General features: G+C 68.4%; 20 protein-coding genes and 3 pseudogenes. 8 read left to right on the top strand and 15 right to left on the bottom strand.

The features are described 5' to 3' along the window. Window positions 1-1,329 carry an NTP/NDP exchange transporter gene (locus tag DCD74_RS00625; protein ID WP_112927588.1) on the bottom strand — a complete coding sequence of 443 codons (1,329 nt, stop codon included), beginning with the start codon at window positions 1,327-1,329 and terminating at the stop codon, window positions 1-3. Window positions 1,330-1,557: 228 nt separating this feature from the next. Between DCD74_RS00625 and DCD74_RS00620 the strand changes: the two genes are divergently transcribed. Next, window positions 1,558-2,940: a serine hydrolase domain-containing protein gene (locus DCD74_RS00620; protein WP_407072217.1), complete on the top strand. Its 1,383-nt coding sequence runs from the start codon at window positions 1,558-1,560 to the stop codon at window positions 2,938-2,940. A 128-nt stretch (window positions 2,941-3,068) separates the two neighbouring features. Here the strand turns inward: DCD74_RS00620 and DCD74_RS00615 are convergent, their stop codons facing one another. After that, window positions 3,069-3,521 carry a hypothetical protein gene (locus DCD74_RS00615; protein ID WP_112925613.1) on the bottom strand — a complete coding sequence of 151 codons (453 nt, stop codon included), beginning with the start codon at window positions 3,519-3,521 and terminating at the stop codon, window positions 3,069-3,071. A 106-nt stretch (window positions 3,522-3,627) separates the two neighbouring features. On the opposite strand from DCD74_RS00615, the gene DCD74_RS12425 reads away from it, so the two are divergent. Beyond that, entirely contained in the window at window positions 3,628-4,242 is a 615-nt protein-coding gene (locus tag DCD74_RS12425; protein ID WP_162615814.1) for a hypothetical protein, read from the top strand. A gap of 5 nt (window positions 4,243-4,247) precedes the next feature. Here DCD74_RS12425 and gcvH read toward each other — a convergent pair whose 3' ends face one another. The 6 genes and pseudogenes from gcvH to hemP all read right to left on the bottom strand — a co-directional run. Next, a complete protein-coding gene (gene gcvH / locus DCD74_RS00610; RefSeq protein ID WP_112925612.1) occupies window positions 4,248-4,646 on the bottom strand; it encodes a glycine cleavage system protein GcvH in 399 nt (132 codons plus the stop codon). A gap of 66 nt (window positions 4,647-4,712) precedes the next feature. Next, window positions 4,713-5,816, bottom strand: coding sequence for a glycine cleavage system aminomethyltransferase GcvT (gene gcvT, locus DCD74_RS00605; RefSeq protein WP_112925611.1), 1,104 nt, complete (start codon window positions 5,814-5,816; stop codon window positions 4,713-4,715). A gap of 90 nt (window positions 5,817-5,906) precedes the next feature. Further along, entirely contained in the window at window positions 5,907-6,338 is a 432-nt protein-coding gene (locus DCD74_RS00600) for an NfeD family protein (protein ID WP_112925610.1), read from the bottom strand. A 4-nt stretch (window positions 6,339-6,342) separates the two neighbouring features. Further along, window positions 6,343-7,317, bottom strand: coding sequence for an SPFH domain-containing protein (locus DCD74_RS00595; RefSeq protein WP_112925609.1), 975 nt, complete (start codon window positions 7,315-7,317; stop codon window positions 6,343-6,345). Window positions 7,318-7,391: 74 nt separating this feature from the next. Continuing rightward, a complete protein-coding gene (locus DCD74_RS00590; protein ID WP_112925608.1) occupies window positions 7,392-7,904 on the bottom strand; it encodes a Hemin transport protein in 513 nt (170 codons plus the stop codon). 8 nt (window positions 7,905-7,912) lie between these two features. Further along, window positions 7,913-8,017 (bottom strand): annotated as a pseudogene (hemP, locus tag DCD74_RS13140) (hemin uptake protein HemP); the annotation flags it as partial. 394 nt (window positions 8,018-8,411) lie between these two features. Here hemP and DCD74_RS00580 point away from each other — a divergent pair. From DCD74_RS00580 to dusB, 5 genes are all read left to right on the top strand, one after another. Continuing rightward, the gene (locus DCD74_RS00580) at window positions 8,412-8,987 is read left to right on the top strand and encodes a TMEM165/GDT1 family protein (RefSeq protein ID WP_112925606.1); all 576 of its coding nucleotides are present in this window, start codon (window positions 8,412-8,414) and stop codon (window positions 8,985-8,987) included. A 74-nt stretch (window positions 8,988-9,061) separates the two neighbouring features. Continuing rightward, window positions 9,062-10,237 carry a GGDEF domain-containing protein gene (locus DCD74_RS00575; protein ID WP_162615813.1) on the top strand — a complete coding sequence of 392 codons (1,176 nt, stop codon included), beginning with the start codon at window positions 9,062-9,064 and terminating at the stop codon, window positions 10,235-10,237. 102 nt (window positions 10,238-10,339) lie between these two features. Beyond that, the gene (locus DCD74_RS00570; RefSeq protein ID WP_112925604.1) at window positions 10,340-11,635 is read left to right on the top strand and encodes a NupC/NupG family nucleoside CNT transporter; all 1,296 of its coding nucleotides are present in this window, start codon (window positions 10,340-10,342) and stop codon (window positions 11,633-11,635) included. Between the two features lie 4 nt (window positions 11,636-11,639). After that, complete coding sequence (locus tag DCD74_RS00565; RefSeq protein WP_112925603.1) at window positions 11,640-12,587, top strand: ribokinase; 948 nt, start codon at window positions 11,640-11,642, stop codon at window positions 12,585-12,587. A gap of 86 nt (window positions 12,588-12,673) precedes the next feature. After that, window positions 12,674-13,660: a tRNA dihydrouridine synthase DusB gene (dusB, locus tag DCD74_RS00560; protein ID WP_112925602.1), complete on the top strand. Its 987-nt coding sequence runs from the start codon at window positions 12,674-12,676 to the stop codon at window positions 13,658-13,660. 12 nt (window positions 13,661-13,672) lie between these two features. On the opposite strand, the pseudogene DCD74_RS00555 reads toward dusB, so the two are convergent. Both DCD74_RS00555 and DCD74_RS00550 read right to left on the bottom strand, forming a co-directional pair. After that, window positions 13,673-14,486: pseudogene (locus DCD74_RS00555) on the bottom strand (UDP-2,3-diacylglucosamine diphosphatase). Then, window positions 14,483-16,186, bottom strand: a complete 1,704-nt coding sequence (locus DCD74_RS00550) for a GNAT family N-acyltransferase (RefSeq protein WP_112925601.1) — start codon at window positions 16,184-16,186, stop codon at window positions 14,483-14,485. The pseudogene DCD74_RS00555 and the gene DCD74_RS00550 overlap by 4 nt, the downstream one beginning before the upstream one ends. 202 nt (window positions 16,187-16,388) lie before the next feature. Between DCD74_RS00550 and metK the strand changes: the two are divergent. Then, a pseudogene (gene metK, locus DCD74_RS00545) lies at window positions 16,389-17,625 on the top strand (methionine adenosyltransferase). A 96-nt stretch (window positions 17,626-17,721) separates the two neighbouring features. On the opposite strand, the gene lnt reads toward metK, so the two are convergent. The 5 genes from lnt to DCD74_RS00520 all read right to left on the bottom strand — a co-directional run bounded on the left by lnt (window position 17,722) and on the right by DCD74_RS00520 (window position 24,952). Further along, complete coding sequence (gene lnt, locus DCD74_RS00540; RefSeq protein ID WP_112927586.1) at window positions 17,722-20,166, bottom strand: apolipoprotein N-acyltransferase; 2,445 nt, start codon at window positions 20,164-20,166, stop codon at window positions 17,722-17,724. A 23-nt stretch (window positions 20,167-20,189) separates the two neighbouring features. Beyond that, window positions 20,190-20,831 (bottom strand): hypothetical protein, encoded by a 642-nt coding sequence (locus tag DCD74_RS00535; protein WP_217424267.1) that lies wholly within the window; start codon window positions 20,829-20,831, stop codon window positions 20,190-20,192. Between the two features lie 6 nt (window positions 20,832-20,837). Next, a complete protein-coding gene (locus DCD74_RS00530; protein ID WP_112925600.1) occupies window positions 20,838-21,926 on the bottom strand; it encodes an SGNH/GDSL hydrolase family protein in 1,089 nt (362 codons plus the stop codon). A 241-nt stretch (window positions 21,927-22,167) separates the two neighbouring features. Then, window positions 22,168-23,319 (bottom strand): non-hydrolyzing UDP-N-acetylglucosamine 2-epimerase, encoded by a 1,152-nt coding sequence (wecB, locus tag DCD74_RS00525; RefSeq protein WP_237049624.1) that lies wholly within the window; start codon window positions 23,317-23,319, stop codon window positions 22,168-22,170. A 10-nt stretch (window positions 23,320-23,329) separates the two neighbouring features. Further along, the gene (locus DCD74_RS00520) at window positions 23,330-24,952 is read right to left on the bottom strand and encodes an NfrA family protein (protein WP_162615812.1); all 1,623 of its coding nucleotides are present in this window, start codon (window positions 24,950-24,952) and stop codon (window positions 23,330-23,332) included. Between the last annotated feature and the right edge of the window lie 25 nt (window positions 24,953-24,977).

Below are 24,977 nucleotides of genomic sequence, written 5' to 3'. Positions count from 1 at the left end.
TCAGTGGTCCGGGCGCATCGAATCGGCCAGGCGCTCGCCGGTCAACTTCGACAGCCGCCAGCCGATGGTGCCGGCGACCAGGGCCGAGGTTGCGCTGATCGCGGCGAACGTCCCCACGGTGGCACCCGCCGAACGCAGCAGGTTCATGCCGCTGGCGATCGCCAGGTCACCGAAACGCCAGACCGCGGTATCGACCACGTTCTGCCCCTTGAAGCGCATCACCCGTGGCGCCTTGGCGAACAGGCTGTGGCGCGCCGGCTCGGCCATACCGTAGGCCAGCCCGCGGGTGACGATCAGCGCCAACGCCACCGCCGGCATCCCGCCGATCAGCGGCGCGTGCGCATCCGGCACCAGCATCACCAGCAGCAACATCGCGATGCCGCCGATCGCCCACATCGTCAGCACCACGCCGGCGCCGTAACGCGGCAGCATCCAGCGCGTCAGCAGCAGCTGGGTGGTCACCGTCACCAGATTGGTGGCCAGGTCCACGTTGGCGGCGAAACGCGTGCGCATCACCTGGTCGACGAAGGCCTGGTGCGAGTAGTCGGTGACCAGCGCGTAGTTGACCGTACCGATGCCGTCCGCCAGCAACAGCAGCAGGGCCATGTTGCGCATGAAGGGCGTGGCGAAGATCTGCTTGATGCCATCCCACATGCCGCCGCCCACCGCCTCGCCGCCGGCCTGGTCGGGACGCAGGTGGGCATGCGCGCGCGCCCAGCGCCCCAGCCACACCACGCAGGCCACCGCGATGCCGAGCAGCGAAGCCGACACCACCAGCAGCGGCGCCACGCCCATCACCTGCACCAGCCCACGGGTCAGGCTGGGACCGGCCACCGCGCCGGCGGTCCCGGCCACCGCGATGATCGGGAACAGCCGCCGGGCCTGCTCCGCGTTCCAGATGTCGGTCATGAAGATCCAGAACAGCGACACCACGAACAGGTTGAAGACGCTCACCCAGACAAAGAACACGATGCCCAGCGTGCGTTGCGACAGCAGGGTGGGGTCGGCGAAGAACGGCACGAAAGCCAGCAGGCAGGCGATGCCGGCCAGGTTGAACAGCGGCACCACGATGTGGCGCGGCCAGCGCGAGACCACCGCGCCGAACACCGGCGCCAGCAGCACCATGCAGGCGAAGGTCGCGCCGTAGAACCACGGCAGCTGGGTGGAACCGACCGCCGCCGACAGCTGCTCGCGGACTGGGCGGATCATGTAGTACGCCGCCAGCACGCAGAAGAAGTAGAGGAAGGAAATCGCCACCGCCGGCCACTCGCCCTGGTGGACGCGGCGATGCGGGGCGGGTGCGCGGGCTGCGTCCGGGGTGTCGGTCATGCGCGCACGGTAGCCGACCGGTGTGATCCATGTCACCGGGCCGGAGCCGCGCAGGATGCCGGTCCGGCCCGTCCCTGCGCCATGGAAACGCCCGCCGCTGCCATCCCAATATCAAATGTGATGAAAATCATATGGATGCATGAACAAGCTCGCCCTGTTCATGCACAAACCGGAAAGCCCTACTAGTATTTCGGCCTGACCGAGACTGTTCCAGGGGATGCCATGCGTATGTATCGCGGCAAAGCACTCATCGCTTTCCAGCTCGCGGCCTTTTCGCTGCTGATGCCCGCCCCGGGTGGCTCCTCCGCGCAGACACCGCTGGGCTGGCCGTCCAACGCCGGGCAGAACCCCGCCGCCGCGCCCGCGCAGTCCGCACCTTCCGCCCTCGACAACTACCTGCAGCAGCAGGCCTATCCGCAGCCGGCGACCGTCGCCCCGCTGCCGTTCGACGCCCGCACCTTCGAAGGCATCGCCCAGCAGCTGGTCAGCAACCAGCGCATTCCCGGCCTGGCCGTGGCCATCGTGCAGAACGGCCGCATCGTCAGCGCACGCGGCTACGGCATCACCGACACCACCCGCCCCGAGCCGGTGGACGCGCATACCGTCTTCCGCCTGGCTTCGCTGTCCAAGTCCTTCGCCGGCACGCTGACCGGCATCCTGGTCAACGATGGCGTGCTGTCGTGGAACCAGCCGGTGGTGCAGTACGTGCCGGGCTTCCGCCTGAGCAGCCCGGATTCCACCACGCGGCTGACCGTCGCCAACGTGCTGAGCCAGAGCACCGGCCTGACCCGCAACGCCTTCGACCGCGACATCGAGGCCAATGCCAGTTATTACGATGTGCGATCCAAGCTGGCCGGCGCCCCGCTGCGCTGCGCGCCCGGTGCCTGCTACTCGTACCAGAACGTCGCCTTCAGCGTGATCGGCGACGTGGTCCACGCCGCGACCGGCCGCTATTACGACGACAACGTGCAGTCGCGCATCTTCAAGCCGCTGGGCATGAACGATGCGAGCCTGGGGCTGGAAGGCATCGAAGGCAGCCCGCGCTGGGCCAAGCCGCATGTGCGCGGCGGCGGCGGCTGGCGCTCGCTGATGCCGAAGCCGACCTACTACCGGCTCGCTCCGGCCGCCGGCGTCAACGCCAGCATCTCCGATATGGCGCACTACCTGATCGCGCAGACTGGCCATCGCCCCGACGTGCTGCCGGCCAACCTGCTGCAGACCATCCACAGCGCGCGCGTCGATACGCCCACCGAACTGCGCGGCTCCAGCTGGCGTCGCGAGCGCCTGACCTCGGCCGGTTACGGCCTGGGCTGGCGCGTCTACAACTACGCCGGCCACAAGCTCTTTTTCCACGGCGGCGCGGTGCAGGGCTATCGCGGCGCGATGGCGCTGCTGCCCGACCGCGACCTCGGCATCGCCATCCTCTGGAACAGCGAAAGCAGCCTGCCCTCCGGCCTGCTGCCGACCATCCTCGACAGCGCCATCGGCCTGCCGCAGGTGGCCTGGCTCAAGCTCGACAACATGCCGATCGGCGCACCGGTGCCGGGCATGGAGGAAGAGAGCGAAGGCATCGGCAGCGCCTCCGGCGACGGCAACACCCCGCCGCGCTGATCCCACCGCCCATCAAGGCCGAAAAAAAACCCGCGTTGATCGCGGGTTTTTTGGTATCCGAATGACCGGAACCCAAGTATCCGGCCGCCTCCGCCTGGGCGCGAAGGGCGGCTGGACAAATGCCGATATCAGATCGTCGGCATCGGCATCGGCGGCATCGCAGCCGGGGCCTTCTTGGCTTTCTTGGCGGCCGGCTTCTTGGCGGCCTTCTTCACCGCTTTCTTGGCAGCCTTCTTGGCGGCGGGCTTCTTGGCCGCAGCCTTCTTCACGGCTTTCTTGGCAGTCTTCTTGGCGGCGGGCTTCTTGGCCGCAGCCTTCTTGACGGCCTTCTTCGCGACCTTCTTCACCGCCTTCTTCGCGGTCTTCTTGGCAGCGGCCTTCTTCGCAACCTTCTTCACCGCCTTCTTGGCGGTCTTCTTCACGGCCTTCTTTGCGGTCTTCTTAGCGACCTTCTTGGCGGCCGGCTTCTTGGCAACCTTCTTCGCCGCCTTCTTGGCAGTGGCCTTCTTGGCCACCTTCTTCACGGCTTTCTTCGCCGCCTTCTTGGCGGGGCTCTTCTTTGCAACTTTCTTCATCGCCATGTCATGGCTCCTTGTCATTGGGACTTGCTGTCAGCTGCCCAGGCTTGCACGCCGCGGGAGTCGGACCCGCGCCGGACCGGCCACGCGCGATGCGCGAGGCGACGGTGTGGATGCGCGCAACACAACGATGCGCGCGGATACGAAAGAACCCGCCTCGTTCGACGAAGCGGGTTCCGGGATGTCTGCAAGGGAAGAAGAGAACGTCCGGCGAACCCCGCTCCGTTTGGAAGCGATGGCGTTGGCAGCGCTGGCTGCTTCGACCTGGTTCGTGTTGGCGCTGGACAATTCCGTCGACCCGTTGTTTTCGCGAAACCTAATCACGGTTTTTTTCACTGTCAACAGATGTACACAATTTTTTTCATGGGCGATGTCGCCGCGTCCGGCGGCAGCGGTCGCCATGCGTGCCGGCACATCGGCCAACGATCGGCATGCCTGTGCGCGCCATCATCGCGTGCAACAAAAACCAACCTTGAAAACAAGCCTGTTTGCGAAAACGTTTCGATGTCGCGCGTGCACGTTCGCAAACATCATCGCTAGCACTGGGCTTCGCGACGCACGCACAGCGACCGCTTCCAGCGCCCCCAAATTTTTTCGTCGCCAACGATTTTTTTGCACCGCAGGACGGGTTTTGCGCGAAAAATTTTCCGGCGATGCGGCATCGCTTCGACATCCAACACGAAAATGGCCACCCGGAGGTGGCCATCGAATCGCGCGTGGATGATCGACTCAGTGGTCGTCGTCTTCCATGCCGGCGGCGTAGTCGTCGGCGGAGAGCAGTGCGTTGGCCTGCGCCGGATCGCTCATCTCCACGACGAACAGCCAGCCATCGCCGAACGCGTCTTCGTTGATCGTTTCCGGCTTGTCGGCGAGCGCTTCGTTGACCGAGACCACCTTGCCGCTGACCGGCGCGTACACATCCGACGCCGCCTTCACCGACTCCACCACCGCGCAGGCGTTGCCGGCTTCGAGCTCGTCGCCGACCGCGGGCAGTTCGACATAGACCAAGTCGCCGAGCAGGCCTTGCGCATGGTCGGAAATGCCGACCGTCGCGCGGCCGTCGCCTTCGACGCGCACCCATTCGTGGGACTTCAGGAATTTCAGATCGCCGGGGATTTCACTGCTCATGGGGAGACTCCGGGGTGGATGGGGATGGGGGCTAGTCTAGCGTTTGGTAAAGGCTGCGCGGGCGCGTCAGGCGGCATCCACCAGCACGGCGCCTTCGCGCACGAACGGGAACTTGACGATGCGCACCGGCACTTCCCTGCCGCGGATGTCCACGCGCACATCGCCCGGCTCGCCGGCCGGGATGCGCGCGAAGGCGATCGCCTTGCCGATGGTCGGCGAGAACGTGCCGGAGAGGATCTCGCCCTCGCCCTGCGCGGTCAGCACCTTCTGGCCGTGGCGCAGCACGCCCTTCTCGTCCATCACCAGGCCGACCATCTGGCGCGGCGCGCCGTACGCGGCCTGCTGTTCCAGCACGGCGCGGCCATTGAAGTCGCGGCCTTCGTCCAGCGCGACGGTCCAGGCCAGCGCGGCCTCGTAAGGCGACACAGTGTCATCCATGTCCTGGCCGTAGAGGTTCATGCCGGCTTCCAGGCGCAGCGTGTCGCGCGCACCCAGGCCGGCCGGCTTGACGCCGGCATCGGCGAGCGCATTCCACAACGCCACGGTCTGCGCCTCCGGCACGATTACTTCGAAGCCGTCCTCGCCGGTGTAGCCGGTGCGGGCGACGAACAGCGGCACGCCATCGGTGGTTTCGGTTTCCAGCGCGGCGAAGCGGCCGAGCTTCTCCGCCTTGGCGCGGTCGGCTTCGCGCAGCAGGCCGGCGACCTTGGCGCGGGCGTTGGGGCCCTGCACCGCGATCATCCCGAACTCCGGGCGCTCGACCACTTCGACACCGAACGGCGCGGCCTGCGCGCCGATCCATGCCAGGTCCTTGTCGCGGGTGGCGGCGTTGACCACCAGGCGGAACCAGTCTTCGCGCATGTAATAGATGATGAGGTCGTCGATGACGCCGCCGGCCTCGTTCAACATGCAGGTGTAGAGCGCCTTGCCGGGCTTCTGCAGCTTGTCCACCGAATTGGCGACGAGCTTGCGCAGGAATTCGCGGACGCGCTCGCCGCGCAGGTCGACCACGGTCATGTGGGAAACGTCGAACATGCCGGCGTCGCGGCGGACCAAGTGGTGCTCGTCAAGCTGGGAGCCGTAGTGGATCGGCATGTCCCAGCCGCCGAAGTCAACCATCTTCGCGCCCATCGCGCGGTGGGTGTCGTTGAGGATGGTCTTCTGCGTCATGGCGGGCTCGCGCGGTGGGGAAACCGCGATTATCGCACCCGTCCTCAAGCCGACGGCCGTGGTCCGGAAACCACGGCCGCGATCAGGCAATTACGCCACCACCACCTGCAACGTCATGCCGCGCGTGGCGACCACACGCACGCGGGTGCCGGCCGGCAGGTCCGGACCTTCGACGGTCCAGAACGCATCGGCGATCTGCACCCGGCCGCTGCCGTCGATGATCGGGCTGACCAGCAGCGCGGTCTGGCCGACCAACTGCTCGGTGCGGCGGTTGAGCGCCGGCTGGTCGCTCTGGCGGCCACGGCCACGGAACCATTTGCGGTAGATCGCCACCGAGACAAAGCTCAGCACCACGAACAGCGCCACCTGCACCAGCACGCTCGTGCCCGGGACCAGCAGCACGATCAGGAACACCACCGCCGCGGCCAGCCCGAGCCAGAGCAGGAACGCGCCCGGCACCAGCGTCTCCGCGGCGATCAGCACGAACGCCAGCGCGGCCCAGGTGAAGACATCCCAGCGCATGTCCTCAGCCTCCGGTCGGGAACTGCGCGCGCGGCGGCTGCGGCGGGCGCGGCGGGTTGCTGCCGTTGCGTTCCAGCGCTTCCTTCGCCAGTTCGCCGATGCCGGCCAACGAACCGATCACGCCGGCGGACTCCATCGGCATCATCACGAACTTCTGGTTCGGTGCCTCGGCCAGCGCCTTGAACGCCTCGATGTACTTCTGCGCGACGAAGTAGTTGATCGCCTGCACGTTGCCGCCGGCGATCGCGTCCGACACCACGCGGGTGGCGTTGGCCTCGGCCTCGGCCAGTCGCTCGCGGGCCTCGGCCTCGCGGAAGGCGGCTTCGCGCTCGCCCTCGGCCGCCAGGATGTTCGACTGCTTCTCGCCCTCGGCCTTGAGGATGGCGGCCTGGCGGAAGCCCTCGGCTTCGAGGATGTTGGCGCGCTTCTCGCGCTCGGCCTTCATCTGCCGCGCCATCGAATCCACCAGGTCACGCGGCGGCGCGATGTCCTTCAATTCGATGCGGTTGACCTTGATGCCCCAGGGATGCGTCGCCTGGTCCACCGCCACCAGCACCTTGGAGTTGATCTCGTCGCGCTTGGACAGCGACTCGTCCAGGTCCATCGAACCGATCGCGGTACGGATGTTGGTCATCACCAGGTTGAGGACGGCGATCTCCAGCTGCGCGACTTCGTACGCGGCCTTGGCGGCATCCAGCACCTGGAAGAACACGATGCCGTCGACCTTCACCACCGCGTTGTCCTTGGTGATGACGTCCTGGCTGGGCACTTCCAGCACCTGTTCCATCATGTTGATCTTGCGGCCGATGCCCTGGTAGACCGGAATCAGGAAATGCAGGCCGGGCGACAGCGTGTGCGTGTACTTGCCGAAGGCCTCCACCGTCCATTCGTAGCCCTGCGGCACCATGCGCACCGCCTTGAACAGGACGATGACGCCCGCCACGAGCAACACCAATGCCAACATCGATCCACTGAACATGCTTTCCCCTCCGCGCGAATGCGTGATGCCCCGAGTATACGGAGTGGCGAAGACGGGCCGATGCCGGCTTCCGCTCAGCAACCGGCCGGCAGCGCCACGCCTTCGGCACGCGCGATGCGGCGGGCGATGTCGCGACCGATGTCCGATACCGCCACCCAGCCCAGCGCCGCGCCCTCCACCCCACGCGTGGGTTCGACGCGCAGGAACGAAGCCGCCCAGCCACCGCCGCCCAGCCAGCCTTCGAAACACCGCTTGAGCGCGATGCACGGGCGGCATACATCCGCGCGCCGCTCGCTGGCCACGCACGGCAGCCGCGCGCGCAGGTCTTCCCACGCGCCGTAATCGCTGTCCGGCAGCAGGAACAGGCGCATGCAGCTGCGGCCGGCGCTGTCGAGGAAGCGCAGGCTCTCGCGCACGCCGTCGTCGTCCACGCAGCTTTCGGCGCAGACGTCGTGGGCGCCGCGCCATGCGGCCAGTTCGCTGCGCCAGCTCTGCGGGTACAGGCACAGCAGCGGCCCGACGCCGGCCAGCGAATCACCGGCCAGCGCCGTCATCGACACGCGCGGAAACAGGGTCTGCCGGCACATCGCGATGACTACTTGGTGAGGATGAGCTTGTCGTTGCGGGTGTGCCGCAAGCGGTACCAGGTGTCGCCGTGGCGGATCAGCAGCTCGCGGCCACCGCGCAGCAGGACGCGGCTGGTCACCACGACCGCGGCGGGCTCGGGCGCCCGGGCGATGGGATCGCCGGCTGCATGGAGGGATGCGGAGGTGGCGTTGGCCGCGTCTTCATGGGCGGTGTCGAAATCGAGCATGGCGGACTCCTTGGGTGAGGGGATTGGCTTAGATGAGAATAATTATCATTTGCGTCGATGGCAAGTATCGCCCCCTACAATCGCGCCACCTCCTCGGGGAGTAGCCCGCCGGCCTGATGGCCGGGGCGCGCGTCAACACACTTGGCCGGCCGGCCATGGCGCACGAAGCGATGTCATCCGCATCGCGGGGCAAGACCGAAGGCAGGCGGGACGCCCCTTGGCCGGGCGTCGTCCCGCGTGCTTTCGCGTCCCAATCGTTCGCCCGGCCCCGGAGTCCACCATGAGCGACATTCCTTTCTATGCGGCGCTGATTTCCACCGGCACCGTGGCCGTGGCCGAAATCGGCGACAAGACCCAGTTGCTGGCGTTGCTGCTGGCCGCGCGCTTCCGCAAGCCGTGGCCGATCATCGGCGGCATCCTCGTCGCCACGCTGTTGAACCACGCGCTGGCCGGCTGGCTCGGCACGCTGGTCGCGCAATGGCTGACGCCCGACGTGCTGCGCTGGGTCGTGGCGGTGAGCTTCATCGCCATCGCGCTGTGGACGCTGAAGCCCGACACGCTGGAAGACGATGCCGCCCTGCCCGCACGCGGCGCCTTCATCGCCACCACCATCGCGTTCTTCCTGGCCGAGATCGGCGACAAGACGCAGGTGGCCACCATTTTGCTGGCCGCGAAGTACCCGCCGCTGTGGCAGGTGGTGCTGGGCACGACGGTGGGGATGCTGTTGGCGAACGTGCCGGTAGTACTGCTCGGCAGCCGCTTCGCGCAGAAACTGCCGTTGAAGGCGGCGCGGATCACCGCCGCGGTGGTGTTCCTGCTGCTGGGCCTGTGGGCGGCGTTCCGCGGGATCGGCTGAGCGGGCATTCTCCGCCGCGGGCGGTGTCACGCTTCGGGCGCATAATCCGGCCGAAAGGGGCTCGGGAGTACCGCGTGGCGGGGACGACGATGGGCTGGACGGGCGTGCTTCGACGCCTGTTCGCGCAACCCGACGAAGTGATGCTGGAAACCGGCGCAGGCGGCGAGCTGGTGGTGGCGCGGATGCGTGCCTGGTCGAGCCCGCTCCTGTTGCTGCTGCCGCTGGCCAGCCACCTGGCCGGTGGTGCCAGTGCGGAAACTTGGGTGGGCGTGTTCGCGGCCTGCGCGACCATCGCCTGCTCGATGCTGCTGCTGCACCTGGCCGGCCAGCACGGGCGCTATCGCTGGCTGCCGTTCGCCAGCGGCACCTTCGACATCTCCATCATCACCGCCTCGCTGGCGCTGCTGTCGCTGTACGACCCGGCGGCGGGCATCAACAGCATGGTGATCTGGAGTTTCTACCTGATCAGCATCTTCCTGACCGCGCTGCGCAACGACGGGCGGCTGGTGGCCTGGGTGGGACTGCTGGCCGTACTGCAGTTCTGGGCGCTCGGCGCGTGGATCCTGGGCGGCCATTCGGCGGCGCAACTGGCCTCGCCCGGCTACGGCTCGGCGAACTGGGGCAACGTGATCCAGCGGCTGGTGCTGCTGGCGATCGCGACCATCGTGACCGCGACGATCATCATGCGGATGCAGCGGCTGATCGACCTCGCCGGCACCGACAGCCTGACCGGCATCGCCAACCGCAGCTGGCTGGGCTACCGCTTCCCCAGGCTGGTCGCACGGGCGCAGGCACGCGGCGAGGATTTCGCGGTGGCGATCATCGACCTCGACCATTTCAAGCGCATCAACGACGAGATCGGCCACCTGGCCGGCGACCGCGCGCTCTGCCACTTCATCGACATGGCCAAGCAGGAACTGCGCGAGGACGACTGGATCGTCCGGCTGGGCGGCGAGGAATTCGCGCTGGTGCTGCACGACACGCTGCCGGTGGCACGTGCGCGGCTGGACGGGCTGCGCCGGCATGTGGCCGATTCCGGCTTCGACCCGGGCGACGGTCTGGCGCCGTGCCGGATCACCTTCAGCGCCGGGGTCTGCGCGTTCCCGCACGACGGCCCCAACCTGCTGACGTTGCTCGGCCGCGCCGACAAGCGGCTGGGCATCGCCAAGCGCACGGGCCGCAACCGGGTGGTGGCCGACGACTCCCAGGTGCAGGGGCTGGACCGCGCCGACGCCCTGCCCGCCGCCTGAACCAGCCGGCTGAATTGCTGGGCTGAATTGCCGGACAGGCAGCGCTGCCTTGCCGCAGCCCCGGTGCTGCCCTAGTCTGGCGCGACTTCACGGGGGATGCGGATGGACGCTTTGTCGCGGATTGGTTTCGGGCTGTTCGGTCTTGCCGTGTTGATCGGCGTGGCGTGGCTGTTCTCCAACAACCGCCGCGCGGTGGACTGGAAGCTGGTGCTGACCGGCGTCGCGCTGCAGATCGGCTTTGCCGCGCTGGTGCTGCTGGTGCCGGGTGGCCGCGAGGTCTTCGACTGGCTCGGCCACGGCTTCGTGAAGATCCTGGAGTTCGTCAACGCAGGCTCCGGCTTCATTTTCGGCTCGCTGATGGATGTGCCGAAGTACGGCTTCATCTTCGCCTTCCAGGTGCTGCCGACGATCATCTTCTTCGCCGCGCTGATGGGCGTGCTCTACCACCTGGGCGTGATGCAGGCGATCGTCAAGGCGATGGCCTGGGCGATCACCAAGGTGATGCGCGTGTCCGGCGCGGAGACCACCAGCGTCTGCGCCAGCGTCTTCATCGGCCAGACCGAGGCGCCGCTGACCGTGCGCCCCTACATCGCGCGGATGACCAATTCCGAACTGCTGACGATGATGATCGGCGGCATGGCGCATATCGCCGGCGGCGTGCTGGCGGCCTACGTCGGCATGCTCGGCGGCAGCGACCCGGAGCAGCAGGCGTTCTACGCCAAGCACCTGCTGGCGGCTTCGATCATGGCCGCGCCGGCCACGCTGGTGGTGGCCAAGCTGCTGATCCCCGAGACCCAGGAGCCGCTGACGCGCGGCACGGTCAAGATGGAAATCGAGAAGAACACCGCCAACGTCATCGACGCCGCCGCCTCCGGCGCCGCCGATGGCCTGAAGCTGGCGCTCAACATCGGCGCGATGCTGCTGGCCTTCATCGCGCTGATCGCGCTGGTCAACGCGCCGCTGACCTGGTTCGGCGAAGTCACCGGCCTGGCCGCGATGATCGGCAAGCCGACCAACCTGGAGACCATCCTGGGCGCGGTGCTGGCGCCGGTGGCCTGGGTGATCGGCGTGCCGTGGCAGGACGCCTCGACGGTGGGTTCGCTGATCGGCCAGAAGGTCGTGATCAACGAATTCATCGCCTATACCGAGCTCGCCAAGATCACCACCGGCCAGGTGCCGGGCGTGGTGCTGAGCGACGAAGCCAAGCTGATCGCGACCTACGCGCTGTGCGGCTTCGCCAACTTCAGCTCGATCGCGATCCAGATCGGCGGCATCGGCGGCCTTGCGCCGGAACGCCGCAGCGACCTGGCCCGCTTCGGCCTGCGCGCGGTGCTGGGCGGCTCCATCGCCACCTTCATGACCGCGACCATCGCCGGCGTGCTCAGCCACTTCGGTTGATCCGATGACACGGGTGGTCGTCGTCGGTTCGTTCAACGTCGACCACGTCTGGCGCTGCGAGGCGCTGCCGGCCCCGGGCGCGACCCTGGCCGGCGCCTACACCACCGGCCCCGGCGGCAAGGGCTTCAACCAGGCGATGGCGGCCCGCCGTGCCGGCGCGGACACCGTGTTCGTTTGCGCGCTCGGCAGCGATGCCGGCGGCCAGCTGGCGCGCGCGCTGGCGAACGGCGACGGCATCGACCTGCGCGATGAAGCCAGCGACGCGCCGACCGGCACCGCCGGCATCTTCGTGGATGCGCAGGGGCGCAACAGCATCGTCATTGGCCCGGGCGCGAACGCGGCGTTGGGCGTTGCGCATGTGGAAGCGGCCTCGGCAGCCATCGGCGGTGCCGGCGTGGTACTCGCGCAGCTGGAATCCCCGCTGCCCGCGATCACCGCCGCCCTGCGCAGTGCGCGCGAAGCCGGCGTGCGCACCGTGCTGAACCCGGCGCCGGCCAACGCGCCCAGCGATGCCGCGCTGCTGGCGCTGGCCGATGTCATCACCCCGAACGAAACCGAATTCGCCGCGCTCATCGCGCGTCACACGGCGATGGCGATTCCCGCCGAAGCCGTCGCCACCGCCGGCGACGACGCGCTGCATGTGCTCTGCCGCACCCTGCACCCGCACGGCAGCGTGGTGATCACCCTCGGCGCGATGGGCAGCTTCATCTCCCATGACGATGACGACAGGCGGGGCGATGTCGCCGCCCATTACCGCGTCGCTGCCGCAGCGGCGCAGGCCATCGACACCACCGGCGCCGGCGATGCCTTCAACGGCGCGTTGTGCGCCTCGATGGCGGCGCGGGCCGATGCCGCCTTCGCCCACCACGTCGATTTCGCCAGCCGTTACGCCGCGCGTTCGACCGAAGCCGAAGGTGCGGCGTTGTCGATGCCGCGCATGGCCGCCAGCTGACGCTTCATCGCCCCATTTCCAGGGGCCGCGGGCCTCTGACGCTCGGCCAGCGCACCGGCTGATCCACCCGCACTTACAATCCGCCCATGCAGATCGGGCCGCACAGCATCACGCCGCGCGTCGTGCTGGCCCCGATGGCCGGCGTGACCGACAAGCCGTTCCGCCAGCTGTGCAAGCGGCTCGGCGCCGGTCTCGCCATGAGCGAGATGACGATCAGCGACCCGCGCTTCTGGCACACGCCCAAGTCCCTGCACCGCATGGACCACGAGGGCGAACCGGCGCCGATCGGCGTGCAGATCGCCGGCACCGATCCGGCGCAGCTGGCCAACGCCGCGCGTCACAACGTGGACCACGGCGCGCAGATCATCGACATCAACATGGGCTGCCCGGCCAAGAAGGTCTGCAACGTCTGGGCCGGCTCGGCGCTGATGCGCGACGAGGCGCTGGTGGCGCGCATCCTCGGTGCGGTGGTGGACGCGGTGGACGTGCCGGTGACGCTGAAGATCCGCACCGGTTGGGATGCGGAGCACCGCAACGCGCCGGTCATCGCGCGGATCGCCGAGGACTGCGGCATCGCCGCACTCACCGTGCACGGCCGCACCCGCGACCAGCACTACACCGGCCTGGCCGAGTACGACACGGTGGCGGCGATCAAGTCGCGCGCGACGATCCCGGTGATCGCCAACGGCGACATCGATTCGCCGGCCAAGGCACGCGCCGTGCTCGACGCCACCGGCTGCGACGCGGTGATGGTCGGTCGCGCCGCGCAGGGCCGGCCGTGGATCTTCCGCGAGATCGCCCACCACCTCGCCAGCGGCGAATTCCTGCCCGAGCCGACGCTGGTGGAGGTGCGCGATGTGCTGCTCTCGCATCTCGACGCGCTGCACGCGTTCTATGGCGAGGACATGGGCGTGCGCATCGCCCGCAAGCACCTGGGCTGGTACGCCAAGGACCGGCCGGAGAACGCCGCCTTCCGCGCCGTGGTCAACCGCGCGACGGATGCCGCCACCCAGCGCCGGCTCACCGCCGACTATTTCGATGCCTTGATCGCCGGCGTACCGCTGGCCGCCTGATCCCGCGGCGCGTCAGGCGGCTACGGGCAGGGCGTCGCGATCGTGCGCCAGCCGCAGCCGCGGCGCGATGCTGGCCAGCGTTTCCCCGCGATGCGAGAGCAGGCGCAGGGTGCCGTCGCGGTCCTCGGCCAGCGCGGTCAGGCTTTCGACCCAGTCGCCGTCGTTGGCATAGACCAGGCCGTCGCGTTCGACCAGTGATGCGCGGTGGATGTGGCCGCAGACGATGCCGTCCAGTCCACGCCGTCGCGCATCGTCCAGCCCCGCCTGCACGAAGCGCTGGATGAAGCGTTCGGCGGCGATGCTGCGGCGTTTCAGGAATTCCGCCAGCGACCAGTAACGCATCCCCGAAGCGGCGGCGCACCGCGTTGGTGCGCTGGTTCCAGGTGAGGATGCGGTAGTACAGCCAGTCGCCGAATTTTTCCTGCAGCCCACCGAAGTGGGTGATGCCGTCGTAGTCGTCGCCATGCACCACCAGCAGGCGGCGGCCATCGGCGGTGACGTGGATGGCGCGGCGGCGCACGCGCATCGCCGGCAGCACCAGCCCGCACAGGCGTCGCGCGGGGCGGTCGTGGTTGCCGGGCACGTAGATGATGTCCGTCCCGGCGCGGCGCAGCGCGTGCAGGGCTTCGACGACACCGTTGTGTTCGGCACGCCAGTACGCGTGACGTTGCGCCATCCACCACAGGTCCACGATGTCGCCGACCAGATACAGGCGGTCGCAGCTCAGCCCGCGCAGGAAAGCGGCAAGCTCCGCCGCGTGGCAGTGGCGGGACCCCAGGTGCACGTCGGAGATGAACACCGCGCGCTGGCGCGGTAGCGGGCTCACGCGATTGCCCCGCGCGATTCGAGGTAACGCTGGCGTTTTTTCGGGCGCATCGCCGCGATATCCACTTCGATCAATCCGTCGATGGCATCGCTGAAGCCGGGGTCGACGCCGAAGGCGAGGAAACGCGCGCCGCCCGGTTCGCACAGTTCGGTGTACTGCTTGTAGAGCGTCGGCACGCTGCTGCCGAGCGCGTCCAGATTCTGCTTCAACACCTTGAACGCGGTCTCGGCATCCACGTCGCCAAACGCCGGCGGCGCATCGAAATAGGCGAACGGGCGCAGCGAACGTGCAAGCCCGTCGCCGGCGCCGTAGTAGCGGTCGTAGTAGGCGACCAGCGCGTCGCGGGCGGCGGTGGGCAGCGCGGCGCTGATCGACACCGGGCCGAACAGGTAGCGCACGCCCGGATGCGCACGCAGATAGGCGCCGATGCCCTGCCACAGGTAGTCCAGGCTGCGGCTGTTCCAGTACTCGGGCACCACGAAGCTGCGGCCCAGTTCCATGCCGGCGGCCAGCCGTGGGATCGCCTCGTCGGCGTAATGGAACAGCGAGGCGGTGTAGAAGCCGGCCACGCCCTTGTCGGCGAGGATGCGGGCGCCGCGGGCGACGCGATAGGCGCCGGCGATGCGCGACTTTTCCGCATCCCACAGCACGATGTGCTCGTACCCGGCGTCGTATTCGTCCAGGTCGCGGGCGCGGCCGGTGCCCTCGCCCACTGCGCGGAAGGTCAGCTCGCGCAGGCGGCCGATCTCGCGCATCAGCGGCGCGTCCACGGCCAGCGTGCCGACGCGGATCTCCTTGCAGTCGGCGGTGCGGTCGAGCAATCGAAGCCGGGCGATGCCGGCTTCGACATCCGCCTGCGCTTCGGCGGGCGCGATCGCTTCGGCTGCGGCCAACGCGGGAATGGTTTCGTGGCCGAGCCGATACAGCGACGCGCGCATGCGCCGCAGCAGCGTGCGCGCATCGGCGTCCGCATCGAGCTGCGAGGCTTCACCCACCCGCAGCACCAGACCGCGACGCCGCCGCGCGAACATCTCGCGCGCCAGTAACGCCGTGCCGGCCGGCTTGAACAAGGCCGAGGCGCCATAGAACAGCGCCGAGTTGCGCGCCTCCACGCGGATCGGCAGCACGGGGGAATCCGTCGCGCGGGCGAAGCGCACGAAGCCGCCCCGCCAGCGCCGGTCACGCACGCCGCGCGGTGACAGCCGCGAGACCTCGCCGGCGGGGAAGACGATCACGCATTCCTCGCGCCGCAAGGCGGCTTCGATGGCGCGGATCGATTCCGCACCCGCGCCGCCGCCGAGCACGCGCAGCGGCAGCAGCAGGCCGGACAGCGGCTCGATGGCGGAGAGGAAATCGTTGGCGACGATGCGTACGTCGCGGCGCACGCGGCCCACCGCATCCAGCAGGGCCAGCGCGTCCAGCGCGCCGGAGGGATGGTTGGCGACGATCAGCAGGCGGCCACGGGCCGGAATCCGCGCCAGCGCCGCCTCGTCCACCGCATAGCCCGCCTGCAGATAGCCGAGCGCCGCACGCACGAAGTCGAAATCGCGCAGGCCGGCGTTGTCGCGCAGGAAGGCGGCGATGCGGTCCAGCCGCGAAAAGCGCTCGACGCCGCGCAGCAATGGCCGGGCCAGCAGCGCGCGGCGGCCACGGAACCAGTGCGGGTAACGCTGTTGCAGGCGTTCCTGGAGTTGGCGCATGCGCGGCAAGGCTTGGCGGCGATGCGTGCAGGCTCGGGCCGGCGTGCGTCAGTCAGGTTGCAGCGACATGGCAGGGCGATGACGCCGGCCGGGCAACGCGCGCTTAACCGCGTTGGGGCAAACTGGGCCCGCGCTGCACACGCGGCCGCATGGGTGTATCATCCGCGGCCATCTTTTCATCCGAATCAAAGGATATAAGTCGATGTCGAGCTACCTGTTCACCTCCGAATCGGTCTCCGAAGGTCATCCGGACAAGATCGCCGACCAGATCTCCGATGCCGTCCTCGACGCCATCCTCGCCCAGGACAAGCGCGCGCGCGTGGCCTGCGAGACCATGGTCAAGACCGGCGCGGCCATCGTCGCGGGCGAAGTGACCACCAGCGCCTGGGTCGACATCGAGGGCCTGGCCCGCAACGTCATCAACCAGATCGGCTACAACAATTCCGATGTCGGTTTCGACGGCCACACCTGCGCCATCATCAACATGCTCGGCAAGCAGTCGGTGGACATCGCCGCCGGCGTGGACGGCACCGAGAAGAAGGCCAAGAAGCCCGAGGAAATGGGTGCCGGCGACCAGGGCCTGATGTTCGGCTACGCCTGCAACGAGGCGCCGGAATTCATGCCCGCGCCGATCTACTACAGCCACCGCCTGGTCGAGCAGCAGGCCAAGGTCCGCAAGAACGGCAAGCTGAAGTGGCTGCGCCCGGACGCGAAGAGCCAGGTCACCCTGCGCTACAGCGACGACGGCCACACCATCCAGGGCCTGGACGCCGTGGTGCTGTCGACCCAGCACGACCCGGGCATCAAGCAGAAGGACCTGATCGAGGCGGTGCGCGAGCACATCCTCAAGCCAGTCCTGCCGAAGAAGTGGATGGATTCGCTGCCCAAGAACAAGGTGCACATCAACCCGACCGGCATCTTCGTGATCGGCGGCCCGGTGGGCGACTGCGGCCTGACCGGCCGCAAGATCATCGTCGACACCTACGGCGGCATGGCCCGTCACGGCGGCGGTGCGTTCTCGGGCAAGGATCCGTCCAAGGTGGACCGTTCCGCCGCCTACGCCGCGCGTTACGTGGCCAAGAACATCGTTGCCGCCGGCCTGGCCGACAAGTGCGAAGTGCAGGTCTCCTACGCGATCGGCGTGGCCGAGCCGACGTCGATCTCGGGTCACCACCTTCGGCACCGGCAAGATTCCGGACGACCAGATCGAGAAGCTGATCCGCGCCCACTTCGACCTGCGCCCGTACGGCATCATCAAGATGCTCGACCTGGTGCACCCGATCTACCAGCAGACCGCCGCCTACGGCCACTTCGGCCGCAAGCCGAAGGAAGTCAGTTACACCGACGGCGCCGGCAAGACGCAGAAGGCGACCGCCTTCAGCTGGGAAAAGACCGACAAGGCCGAGGAACTGCGCAAGGCCGCCAAGCTGAAGAAGTAAGCCCCGCGCTTCCATGCAATGAAAAAACGGGTCGCAGCGATGCGGCCCGTTTTCTTTGGGAATGGGGATGGGGATTGGGATGGCGGATCGTTGCGCTCAGCCCCAGCCGATCCGCCACGCCAGCCATGCCGGCACGCCCAGGTAGTAGGCCCAGCGTGCCGCTGCTTCCAGCACTCGGCGCAATACGCCGATGCGCGAAGGCGCCAGGCCTTGCGCGGGCAGGCAGATGAGCTCGATGGCCGCGCGCAGCACGCCGGCCAGCAGCGCCAGGTTGACGATCCAGCGTGCCCACCACAGGCCCAGCGCGGTGAACCAGGCCGCCCAGCCGAAGGTCTGCGCTTCGCCGAAAGTGCCGCCGAAGGTGATCATCTGGTGCAGGCGGAAGGCGATCAGCGCCGGCAGCAGCGGGAACAGCCCGAACTTGACCAGCGGGTGGTCCCACGCGCGTCGATAGGCCTGCGTACGTGCGGTGGACGCGGCGAGCCTGCGGGCTTCGTGCGCGTCACTGGCCGGCGCGATGCCGAGCGCTTCTGCCAGCGCGGCCGGAGCCACGTCCGCCAACGACAGCTTCGGCGGATGGGCGACATGCAGGTCCACGCCTTCGCCCGGCAGCGGCAGCATCCACGCACGCATCGCCATGATGTCTTGCCGCGCGACACGCCATTCGCGGCCACGCCGCACCAGCTTCAACATCCCCCCGTCCACGGCCAGCCGTGCGCGATGCCAGCCGAGCAGCGCCCAGGCCAGCAGTTCCGGCGCCAGCACCCACATCGCGAAACTGCGCAGCTGGGTGAGCTGGCGGCCCTGCCCGGCCTGGTCCAGCCACCAGGCCAGCGCCAGCCACAGCACCGACACGCGCGCGAACAGCTGCAGTGCGGCGATGAGGCCGCGCAGCGGCGGCGTGAGCACGGCCACCTGCGTCGGCAGCGGGACCCGGCGTGTCAGCGCATCCTGCGGGAAGCGCTGCAGCCACCTTCCACGCGCGGCGATGGCGGCGAGCACCCCCAACCAACCGAGCGCGGCCAGCCCCACCCAGTCGCCGAGCAGGCGCATCAGGGTCATCGACGGCTCGCGGGCTTCGAGTGCACCGACCAGCACCGCCGCCTCGCCCATCCGGCTCTGCGCGACGATCCCGCCGCCTGCATCGATCACCGCGCTCAACCCGTTGCTGGTGACGCGCGCCTGCGGCAGCCGCGTTTCGATGCTGCGGAACGCCGCCACCTGCAGGTGCAGCCGCGCACCTAGCGGATGGCGGGTGAACCAGCTGTCGTTGGACATGCCGAGCAGCGCCTGCGCGCCTTGCCGCGCGCCGTCGAGGGCGAGCCGGGTATCGACATCGTCCAGGCAGATCAGCACCTGCACCGGGATCTCGCGGCCATCCGCCAGCCGCAGCGGCATGACACGCGCGCCCGAGCCGGGCTGCCAGGTGCCCGCCCATGGCAGCAGGCGGCGCAGGCCGACCGCGTCCATCCAATGCGGCAGGTATTCGGTGGCGAAGAACAGCCGGGTCTTGCGATAGAAACCGAGCAGCGGCGTGGCCGGTTCCACGAAGGCGGCGGCGTTGTATTCGCCGGCACTGTCACGGTCGTAGGTGCCGAAGACCAGCGGTACGCCGGCCTCACGCACAAAGGCGGCGACTTCGCTGTCGAAAGCCGCGCCGGCCTCGCTCTTGGGATGGCCGTAGGTGGTCGGGTAGACGGTTTCCGACCACAGCAGCGCATCGACCTGGCCGGACTTCGCCAGTGGCCATGACTGCGAAAAATGCGCGTCCAGCACGCGGCGCATCACTTCGCCGGCGCCGATCTCCGCACGCAGGCGTTCGTAGTCGACGATGCCGGTCTGCACCATGCCGATGCGCAGGGGGGATGTGGCTTCGGAGGCGTCACGCGACAGCATCGACAGCCTCGCCGCGCCATAACCGGTGAGCAGCAGCGGCACCAACGCGGCGAGCAGCAACGGGCGCATCCACATCGACCTCGCTTGTTTGCGATGCGCGAAGGCCTGCGCCAGCCACTGGTTGGCCAGCAGCAGCGCGAAGGTCAGGCCCGCCGCGCCACCGACATCGGCGAACTGCCGCAACCACGGCGACGGATAGAGGCCGTGCCCGAAGGTGTCGCCGAGCAGCTTCGGCCATAGCCATTCGCAGCCCACCCACGCCGAGGCAGCCGCGAGCATCGTCACCACCGCACCGTGCCGCTTCGACACCCAGTGCCGGGCCAGCGCGAAGGCGATGATCTGCGGCTGCAGCAGGGGCGCGGCCACGACCAGCACGGCCAGCGCCAGCATCGGCGCCATGCCCAGGTAGTCGGCGATGGCGAAGGCGAACCACGGGAACGCCGCCAGCACGAAGGCGATGCTCATCAGCCAGGCGTCGAGCAGCGTGGCGCGTGTGTTGCGGCGGATGTCGAGGCCGACGATCCACGGCAGCAGCGCCACGAAGCCCAGCACGAAGGCGATGCCGCCCTGCGCGTACATCGCCAACAAGCCGGCACTCAGGGCGATGCCGGCCCACCCGCGCGCACCGGCTGCGAAGCGCGTCATGCCCATGGGGGAAGCGCGCCGGCTCAGAGCGGCGGCGGGATGCGGATCATGCGGATCTTCAGGCCCGGCGGTGCGTACTTCGGCGGCACCACGCGGTTATCCGGCACCTGGATCGGGCGACCCTGGCTGTCGTAGAAGTCGTAGTCCGGCGAGAACATCAGGATCGGCTCGATGCGCTGGCCGTCATCGGTGGCCTGCGTGTGGCGCACGAAGCCTTCGGGCAGCGGGAAGTCTTCCGGCACGGCGATGCCGATCAGCGGCGGGCTGGTGCCGGGCGGGTTGAATGCCGCGATGCCGGTATGGATGCCGGCGGCCCGCAGTTTCGCGATCACCTCGCCCACCGTCGGCTCCTGCCCCGGCGGGATGAAGTCCTTGAGGTCGGGCGTGGTGTCACCGGGTTCGTTGGGCATGGGCGATGTCGATGATGCGATGGCCTGGCCGTCGCCGGCATCCGCAGGCATGCCGCTGGCGTCAACCGCGGCACCCGTGCCCGAGGCAGGCGCCGATGCCTGCGTGGGCGGCTTCATCCGCATCCAGCCGTAGCACCCGGCCAGTGCCAGCAGCAGCGCGCCGCCGATGAGCAGATAGACGCGCTGCCGCCGTTTCGCTCCGCCACCTTTGTCGGGTGGCGGAGGGGAGGGACTTTCATGATGCGGGTCGGTCATCGCCGGTCAGGGTGCGGCCGGACCGCGGGTGGAAAGCAGCCAGCCCATGCGCTCATGGCCGTACTGGTTCCAGAGCGGGTTGCGGCCATTGGTGAACGCCGTGTAGCGCGGCGCGCCGCTGCCCGTGCTGCCGCCCCAGATGCCCGCCGACACGGTGCCGCCGGTGTAGGTGGGATGGACGTCATCGGACTGGATGTAGTCGAAGCTGCTCGACGACGAAACGAAGTGCGTGTTGGCATCGCGCAACGTGGAGCGGAGCGTGCCGGCGACACGGTTGACGTAGCTGGACTCGGTGTCGCCGGCCACGTAGCGCAGGGCTTCGGAATCGATCTGCCCGTCGCCATTGGTGTCGTAGTCCGCGCCCATGTAGTCGGCGAAGCTGTCGGCGCACTGGAAGCCCTTCTGGCGCGCGTATTCGCACATCCAGTAGTTCATCCGCGCCATCGCCACCAGGAAGCGGTCACGCAGGTTGACGGTCTGGCCGGTCGCCGCGTCCTTGCAGCCGCTCCGCACGTTGTCGGCGTTGTAGCCGGGGTAGTACAGGTTGCTGATGACTTTCTGCTTCACGCCCGGATAGGCGTTGGCGTTGATGAAGTCCATCGATGCGGCCACATACGTCCTGCAGTTCTGGATGGCGCTTTCGAGCACCTGGTAATTGCAGGTGCCGCTCTGCGACTTGAAGCTGGTACGCGCCTGCAGGCCGTCGTTGCCGCACATCTCGAAGGTCACGACGCGGGTGGAACTGGCCTGCATGTACGACTTCTCGGCCACGATCTTGTTCTGGTACACGTCGGAGGCGACCGCACCCGACTTGGCGCGGCGGATGCTCTCGACATCGGCACGCCATGCGCCCGAGAGGTACTCCGACTCCACAGTGGGCGCCGAATATTTCGCGGCGTTGGAGATGGAGGTGTTGTAGCCGGCGTAGATCGAATCGCCGTAGGCGACGGTGCGGTACTTGGTGGTGGTGTCGGAACGGTTGACCGTCCATGACACGTTCTGGGTGAGCGTGCTGGCCATCGCCGGCAGGGCGGTGGCGCACACGAGGAGGGCGGTTGAAAGCAGGCGCAGCGACTTGGCGAAGCGATTGGCCATGGCCGGGTTCCCCGAGGAGGTTGGATTGCAGATGGCCGCCATCGCCACGTTGCCGGCGACGCTGACGGGTGCTTATGGATCCCTCGACTGCGACATCGCCAGTCCCCCTGTGCGATGCCGGGGCCCAACCTACGCCAGCGTATGAAGCGGCGTCAATACGTACGCATCAATCTCGCATTGCAACAAAAATGCCCTGAAACCAAGGCATTTTTGTTGCGTTGCGGAAATTTTCCCGGCGCACCTAAACGATGGCGTGCATGCCCAGATGCCGGGCGACGCGCGCGGCGATCCGCTCCGATGCATGGCCATCGCCATACGGGTTGTGCCCGCGCGACATCGATTTGTACGCGGCCTCGTCATCGAGCAGCGCGGTCGCGGCGGCGACGATGCGCGCGGTATCGGTGCCGACCAGCCGCACGGTGCCCGCCTCCACCGCTTCCGGGCGTTCGGTGACATCGCGCATCACCAGCACCGGCTTGCCGAGCGAAGGTGCTTCCTCCTGGATGCCGCCGGAGTCGGTGATGAGCAGCGTGGCGCGATCCATCAGCCACACGAAGGGCAGGTAGTCCTGCGGCTCGATCAGGTGCACGCGGCCACGGTCACCGAGGATGCGCTTGACCGGCTCCTGCACGTTCGGGTTGAGGTGGACCGGATAGACGATCTCCACGTCCTCGCGTTCCGACAGCTCGCGCAGCGCCATGCAGATGTGTTCGAAGCCGTCGCCGAAGTTCTCGCGGCGGTGGCCGGTGACCAGCACCATGCGCCGCGAAGGCGACAGGAAGCCGAAGCGTTCGCGCATCTCCGCATCCAGCACGGCATCGGTGCGCAGCCGCTCGCGCACCTGCAGCAGCGCGTCGATCACGGTATTGCCGGTGACTTCGATGCTCGCCTCGGCCATGCCTTCCATGATCAGGTTGGCGCGGGCGCGCGGCGTGGGCGCGAAGTGCAGCGTGGTGAGTGGCGCGGTGAGCCGCCGGTTCATTTCCTCGGGCCAGGGCGCGCGCATGTTGCCGGTGCGCAGGCCGGCCTCGACATGGCCCACTTCGATACCGGCATAGAACGCCGCCAGCGCCGCCGAGAACGTGGTGCTGGTATCGCCATGCACCAGCACCATGCGCGGGCGGCGCGCGGCGAGGATGCGCTGCATGCCGGACAGCACGCCGCAGGTGACGCCGGTGAGGTCCTGGCCGGGGCGCATCAGGTCGAGGTCGTCGTCGGGCACGATGTCGAACAGCGCCAGCACCTGGTCGAGCATCTGCCGGTGCTGCGCGCTCACGCATACACCCACGCGCAGGTCGCCACGCGCACGCAGGGCGTGCAGGACCGGCGCCATCTTGATCGCTTCCGGGCGCGTGCCGAACACCAGCATCACATCGAAAGTGCCGGGCGGCATCGCGTCCATGTCAGAAGCGCAGGATCAGATAGGCCGCGACACCGTCGATGCGCTCGCTGCCACCGATGCGTGCGCGGTACTGGACGTTGAAATCGACGTAACGCGCCGGCGCATGATGGCGGTCCTCGTGGAACCACCAGCGAGCGTTCACACCCACGCCCGCACCCACGGCGGATTTCTCAAACGCAGCCGAATCATGCTCGGCAGCCAGCACCGCATGCGGGGTCAGCACGAAGCGTCCGCCCTCGCCCATCCCGTAGCTGCGGCCCAAGCGCCACTGCAGGGTGCCGAGCGTGCGCTTGGCATCGACCAGATAGGCGGCTTCGGCGAAGACGCTGTTGTAGGTCCAGCTGCCATGCCAGGGCTGCATGTCGGTGCCGATGTCGTGCGAGTAGCCGACGCGCAGCATCCAGTCATCGTCCACAAGATCGCCCAGCCCGATCAGGCGCTGCGCGGTAAGGATGAGCCCCTGCTGCCCGAACGGCTTCCAGCGCACACCCACCGAGCCCAGCAGCGTGTCGCCGGTATTGACCGAACCCGGCTGGTCCAGCGTGCCGATCACCTGCGCGAAGGCCTGGAACGCGCGGCCGTTGTGATGGCCCCACGCCGGCTGCACGTAGCCTTCCAGCGCGAACTGCAGCACGTCGCCATTGCTCACGCCGGGCACCAGCGCGGCATTGCGATAGAACAGCGCGAGACTGCCGCCGCCTTTGCGCGCCAGCTCTTCGTTCTCGCGACGCACGCCGAACAGCGTCTTGTCGTCGAAGAGCTTGGGGCCCGTCGCCTCATGCCAGCGGTCGATGCCGCGCGAGAACCACTGCACGGCGGCCTCGTTGCGGCCGGCACGCTTGGCGGCATAACCCGCATCCAGCGCGGCCAGGGGCGGGATGTCGCTGCCCGCGGCTTCGAACTCGCTGAGCGCACGCGCATCGTCACGGGCGCGGACGGCGTTGTAGGCCGCTTCGAGATGCGGGTTCACCACCGGCGCCTGGCCCTCGGCCGCATGCGCGATGCGCTCACGCAGCTGCGTCTGCGAGCGGCGCGCGAAGTCGCGTTCGGTGGCGTCGCTGCTGGCGGCCTCCGCCTTCACCCAATCATCCACGGCGGCGGCAAGCTCACCGGCACGTTCGTGCGCGACCGCGCGGCGTGCATGCAGGCGATGGCCTTCGCTGTCCGGCAAGCTGGAGAGCGCCTGCAACGCGGCGGCGGCATCGTTCGCGGCCAATGCGCTGTCGGCCCAGCCGTAGCGGGCGATGACCTCGGTGTCCGGCGACAACCCGGCGGTGGTCGCCGCCTGGAAATCGTCCATCGCATCGCGATGCTGCCCGCGCGCCTGGCGCAGGAACGCGCGGTCAAGCCGGAGCGCGGCATCGTCCGGCGCACGCTGCACCAGCGCGTCGTATTCCTTCAGCGCGGCGTCGAAATTGTTCTGCCGGCGCAGCGCGTCGGCCAGCATGCGGCGCAACGCATCATCGGCGGGGGAGATCGCCAGTGCTTCGCGCAGCGGCGCGACGGCGTCGTTCGGCTGGCCGGCGTCGAGCGCGGCCTGCGCGGTCTTCGCCAAAGCCTGCGCCTTCGGCGCGCGTTGCTGGGCCGATGCGGTGCCGATCATCGCGAGCAGCAGGATCGACAAGGCCGCGCGCGGGGCGCGGGTCCGG

The organism is Lysobacter oculi, assembly GCF_003293695.1.
Taxonomy (GTDB): domain Bacteria; phylum Pseudomonadota; class Gammaproteobacteria; order Xanthomonadales; family Xanthomonadaceae; genus Solilutibacter; species Solilutibacter oculi.
This window is presented reverse-complemented; position numbering and strand designations above follow the sequence as displayed.

Bases quoted from the DNA above. Each gene is read 5' to 3' on its own strand.
- DCD74_RS00625 (WP_112927588.1), bottom strand. From the start codon at position 1,329: ATGACCGACACCCCGGACGCAGCCCGCGCACCCGCCCCGCATCGCCGC.
- DCD74_RS00620 (WP_407072217.1), top strand. From the start codon at position 1,558: ATGTATCGCGGCAAAGCACTCATCGCTTTCCAGCTCGCGGCCTTTTCG.
- DCD74_RS00615 (WP_112925613.1), bottom strand. From the start codon at position 3,521: ATGGCGATGAAGAAAGTTGCAAAGAAGAGCCCCGCCAAGAAGGCGGCG.
- gcvH (WP_112925612.1), bottom strand. From the start codon at position 4,646: ATGAGCAGTGAAATCCCCGGCGATCTGAAATTCCTGAAGTCCCACGAA.
- gcvT (WP_112925611.1), bottom strand. From the start codon at position 5,816: ATGACGCAGAAGACCATCCTCAACGACACCCACCGCGCGATGGGCGCG.
- DCD74_RS00600 (WP_112925610.1), bottom strand. From the start codon at position 6,338: ATGCGCTGGGATGTCTTCACCTGGGCCGCGCTGGCGTTCGTGCTGATC.
- DCD74_RS00595 (WP_112925609.1), bottom strand. From the start codon at position 7,317: ATGTTCAGTGGATCGATGTTGGCATTGGTGTTGCTCGTGGCGGGCGTC.
- DCD74_RS00590 (WP_112925608.1), bottom strand. From the start codon at position 7,904: ATGTGCCGGCAGACCCTGTTTCCGCGCGTGTCGATGACGGCGCTGGCC.
- DCD74_RS00580 (WP_112925606.1), top strand. From the start codon at position 8,412: ATGAGCGACATTCCTTTCTATGCGGCGCTGATTTCCACCGGCACCGTG.
- DCD74_RS00570 (WP_112925604.1), top strand. From the start codon at position 10,340: ATGGACGCTTTGTCGCGGATTGGTTTCGGGCTGTTCGGTCTTGCCGTG.
- DCD74_RS00565 (WP_112925603.1), top strand. From the start codon at position 11,640: ATGACACGGGTGGTCGTCGTCGGTTCGTTCAACGTCGACCACGTCTGG.
- dusB (WP_112925602.1), top strand. From the start codon at position 12,674: ATGCAGATCGGGCCGCACAGCATCACGCCGCGCGTCGTGCTGGCCCCG.
- DCD74_RS00550 (WP_112925601.1), bottom strand. From the start codon at position 16,186: ATGCGCCAACTCCAGGAACGCCTGCAACAGCGTTACCCGCACTGGTTC.
- lnt (WP_112927586.1), bottom strand. From the start codon at position 20,166: ATGACGCGCTTCGCAGCCGGTGCGCGCGGGTGGGCCGGCATCGCCCTG.
- DCD74_RS00535 (WP_217424267.1), bottom strand. From the start codon at position 20,831: ATGACCGACCCGCATCATGAAAGTCCCTCCCCTCCGCCACCCGACAAA.
- DCD74_RS00530 (WP_112925600.1), bottom strand. From the start codon at position 21,926: ATGGCCAATCGCTTCGCCAAGTCGCTGCGCCTGCTTTCAACCGCCCTC.
- wecB (WP_237049624.1), bottom strand. From the start codon at position 23,319: ATGCCGCCCGGCACTTTCGATGTGATGCTGGTGTTCGGCACGCGCCCG.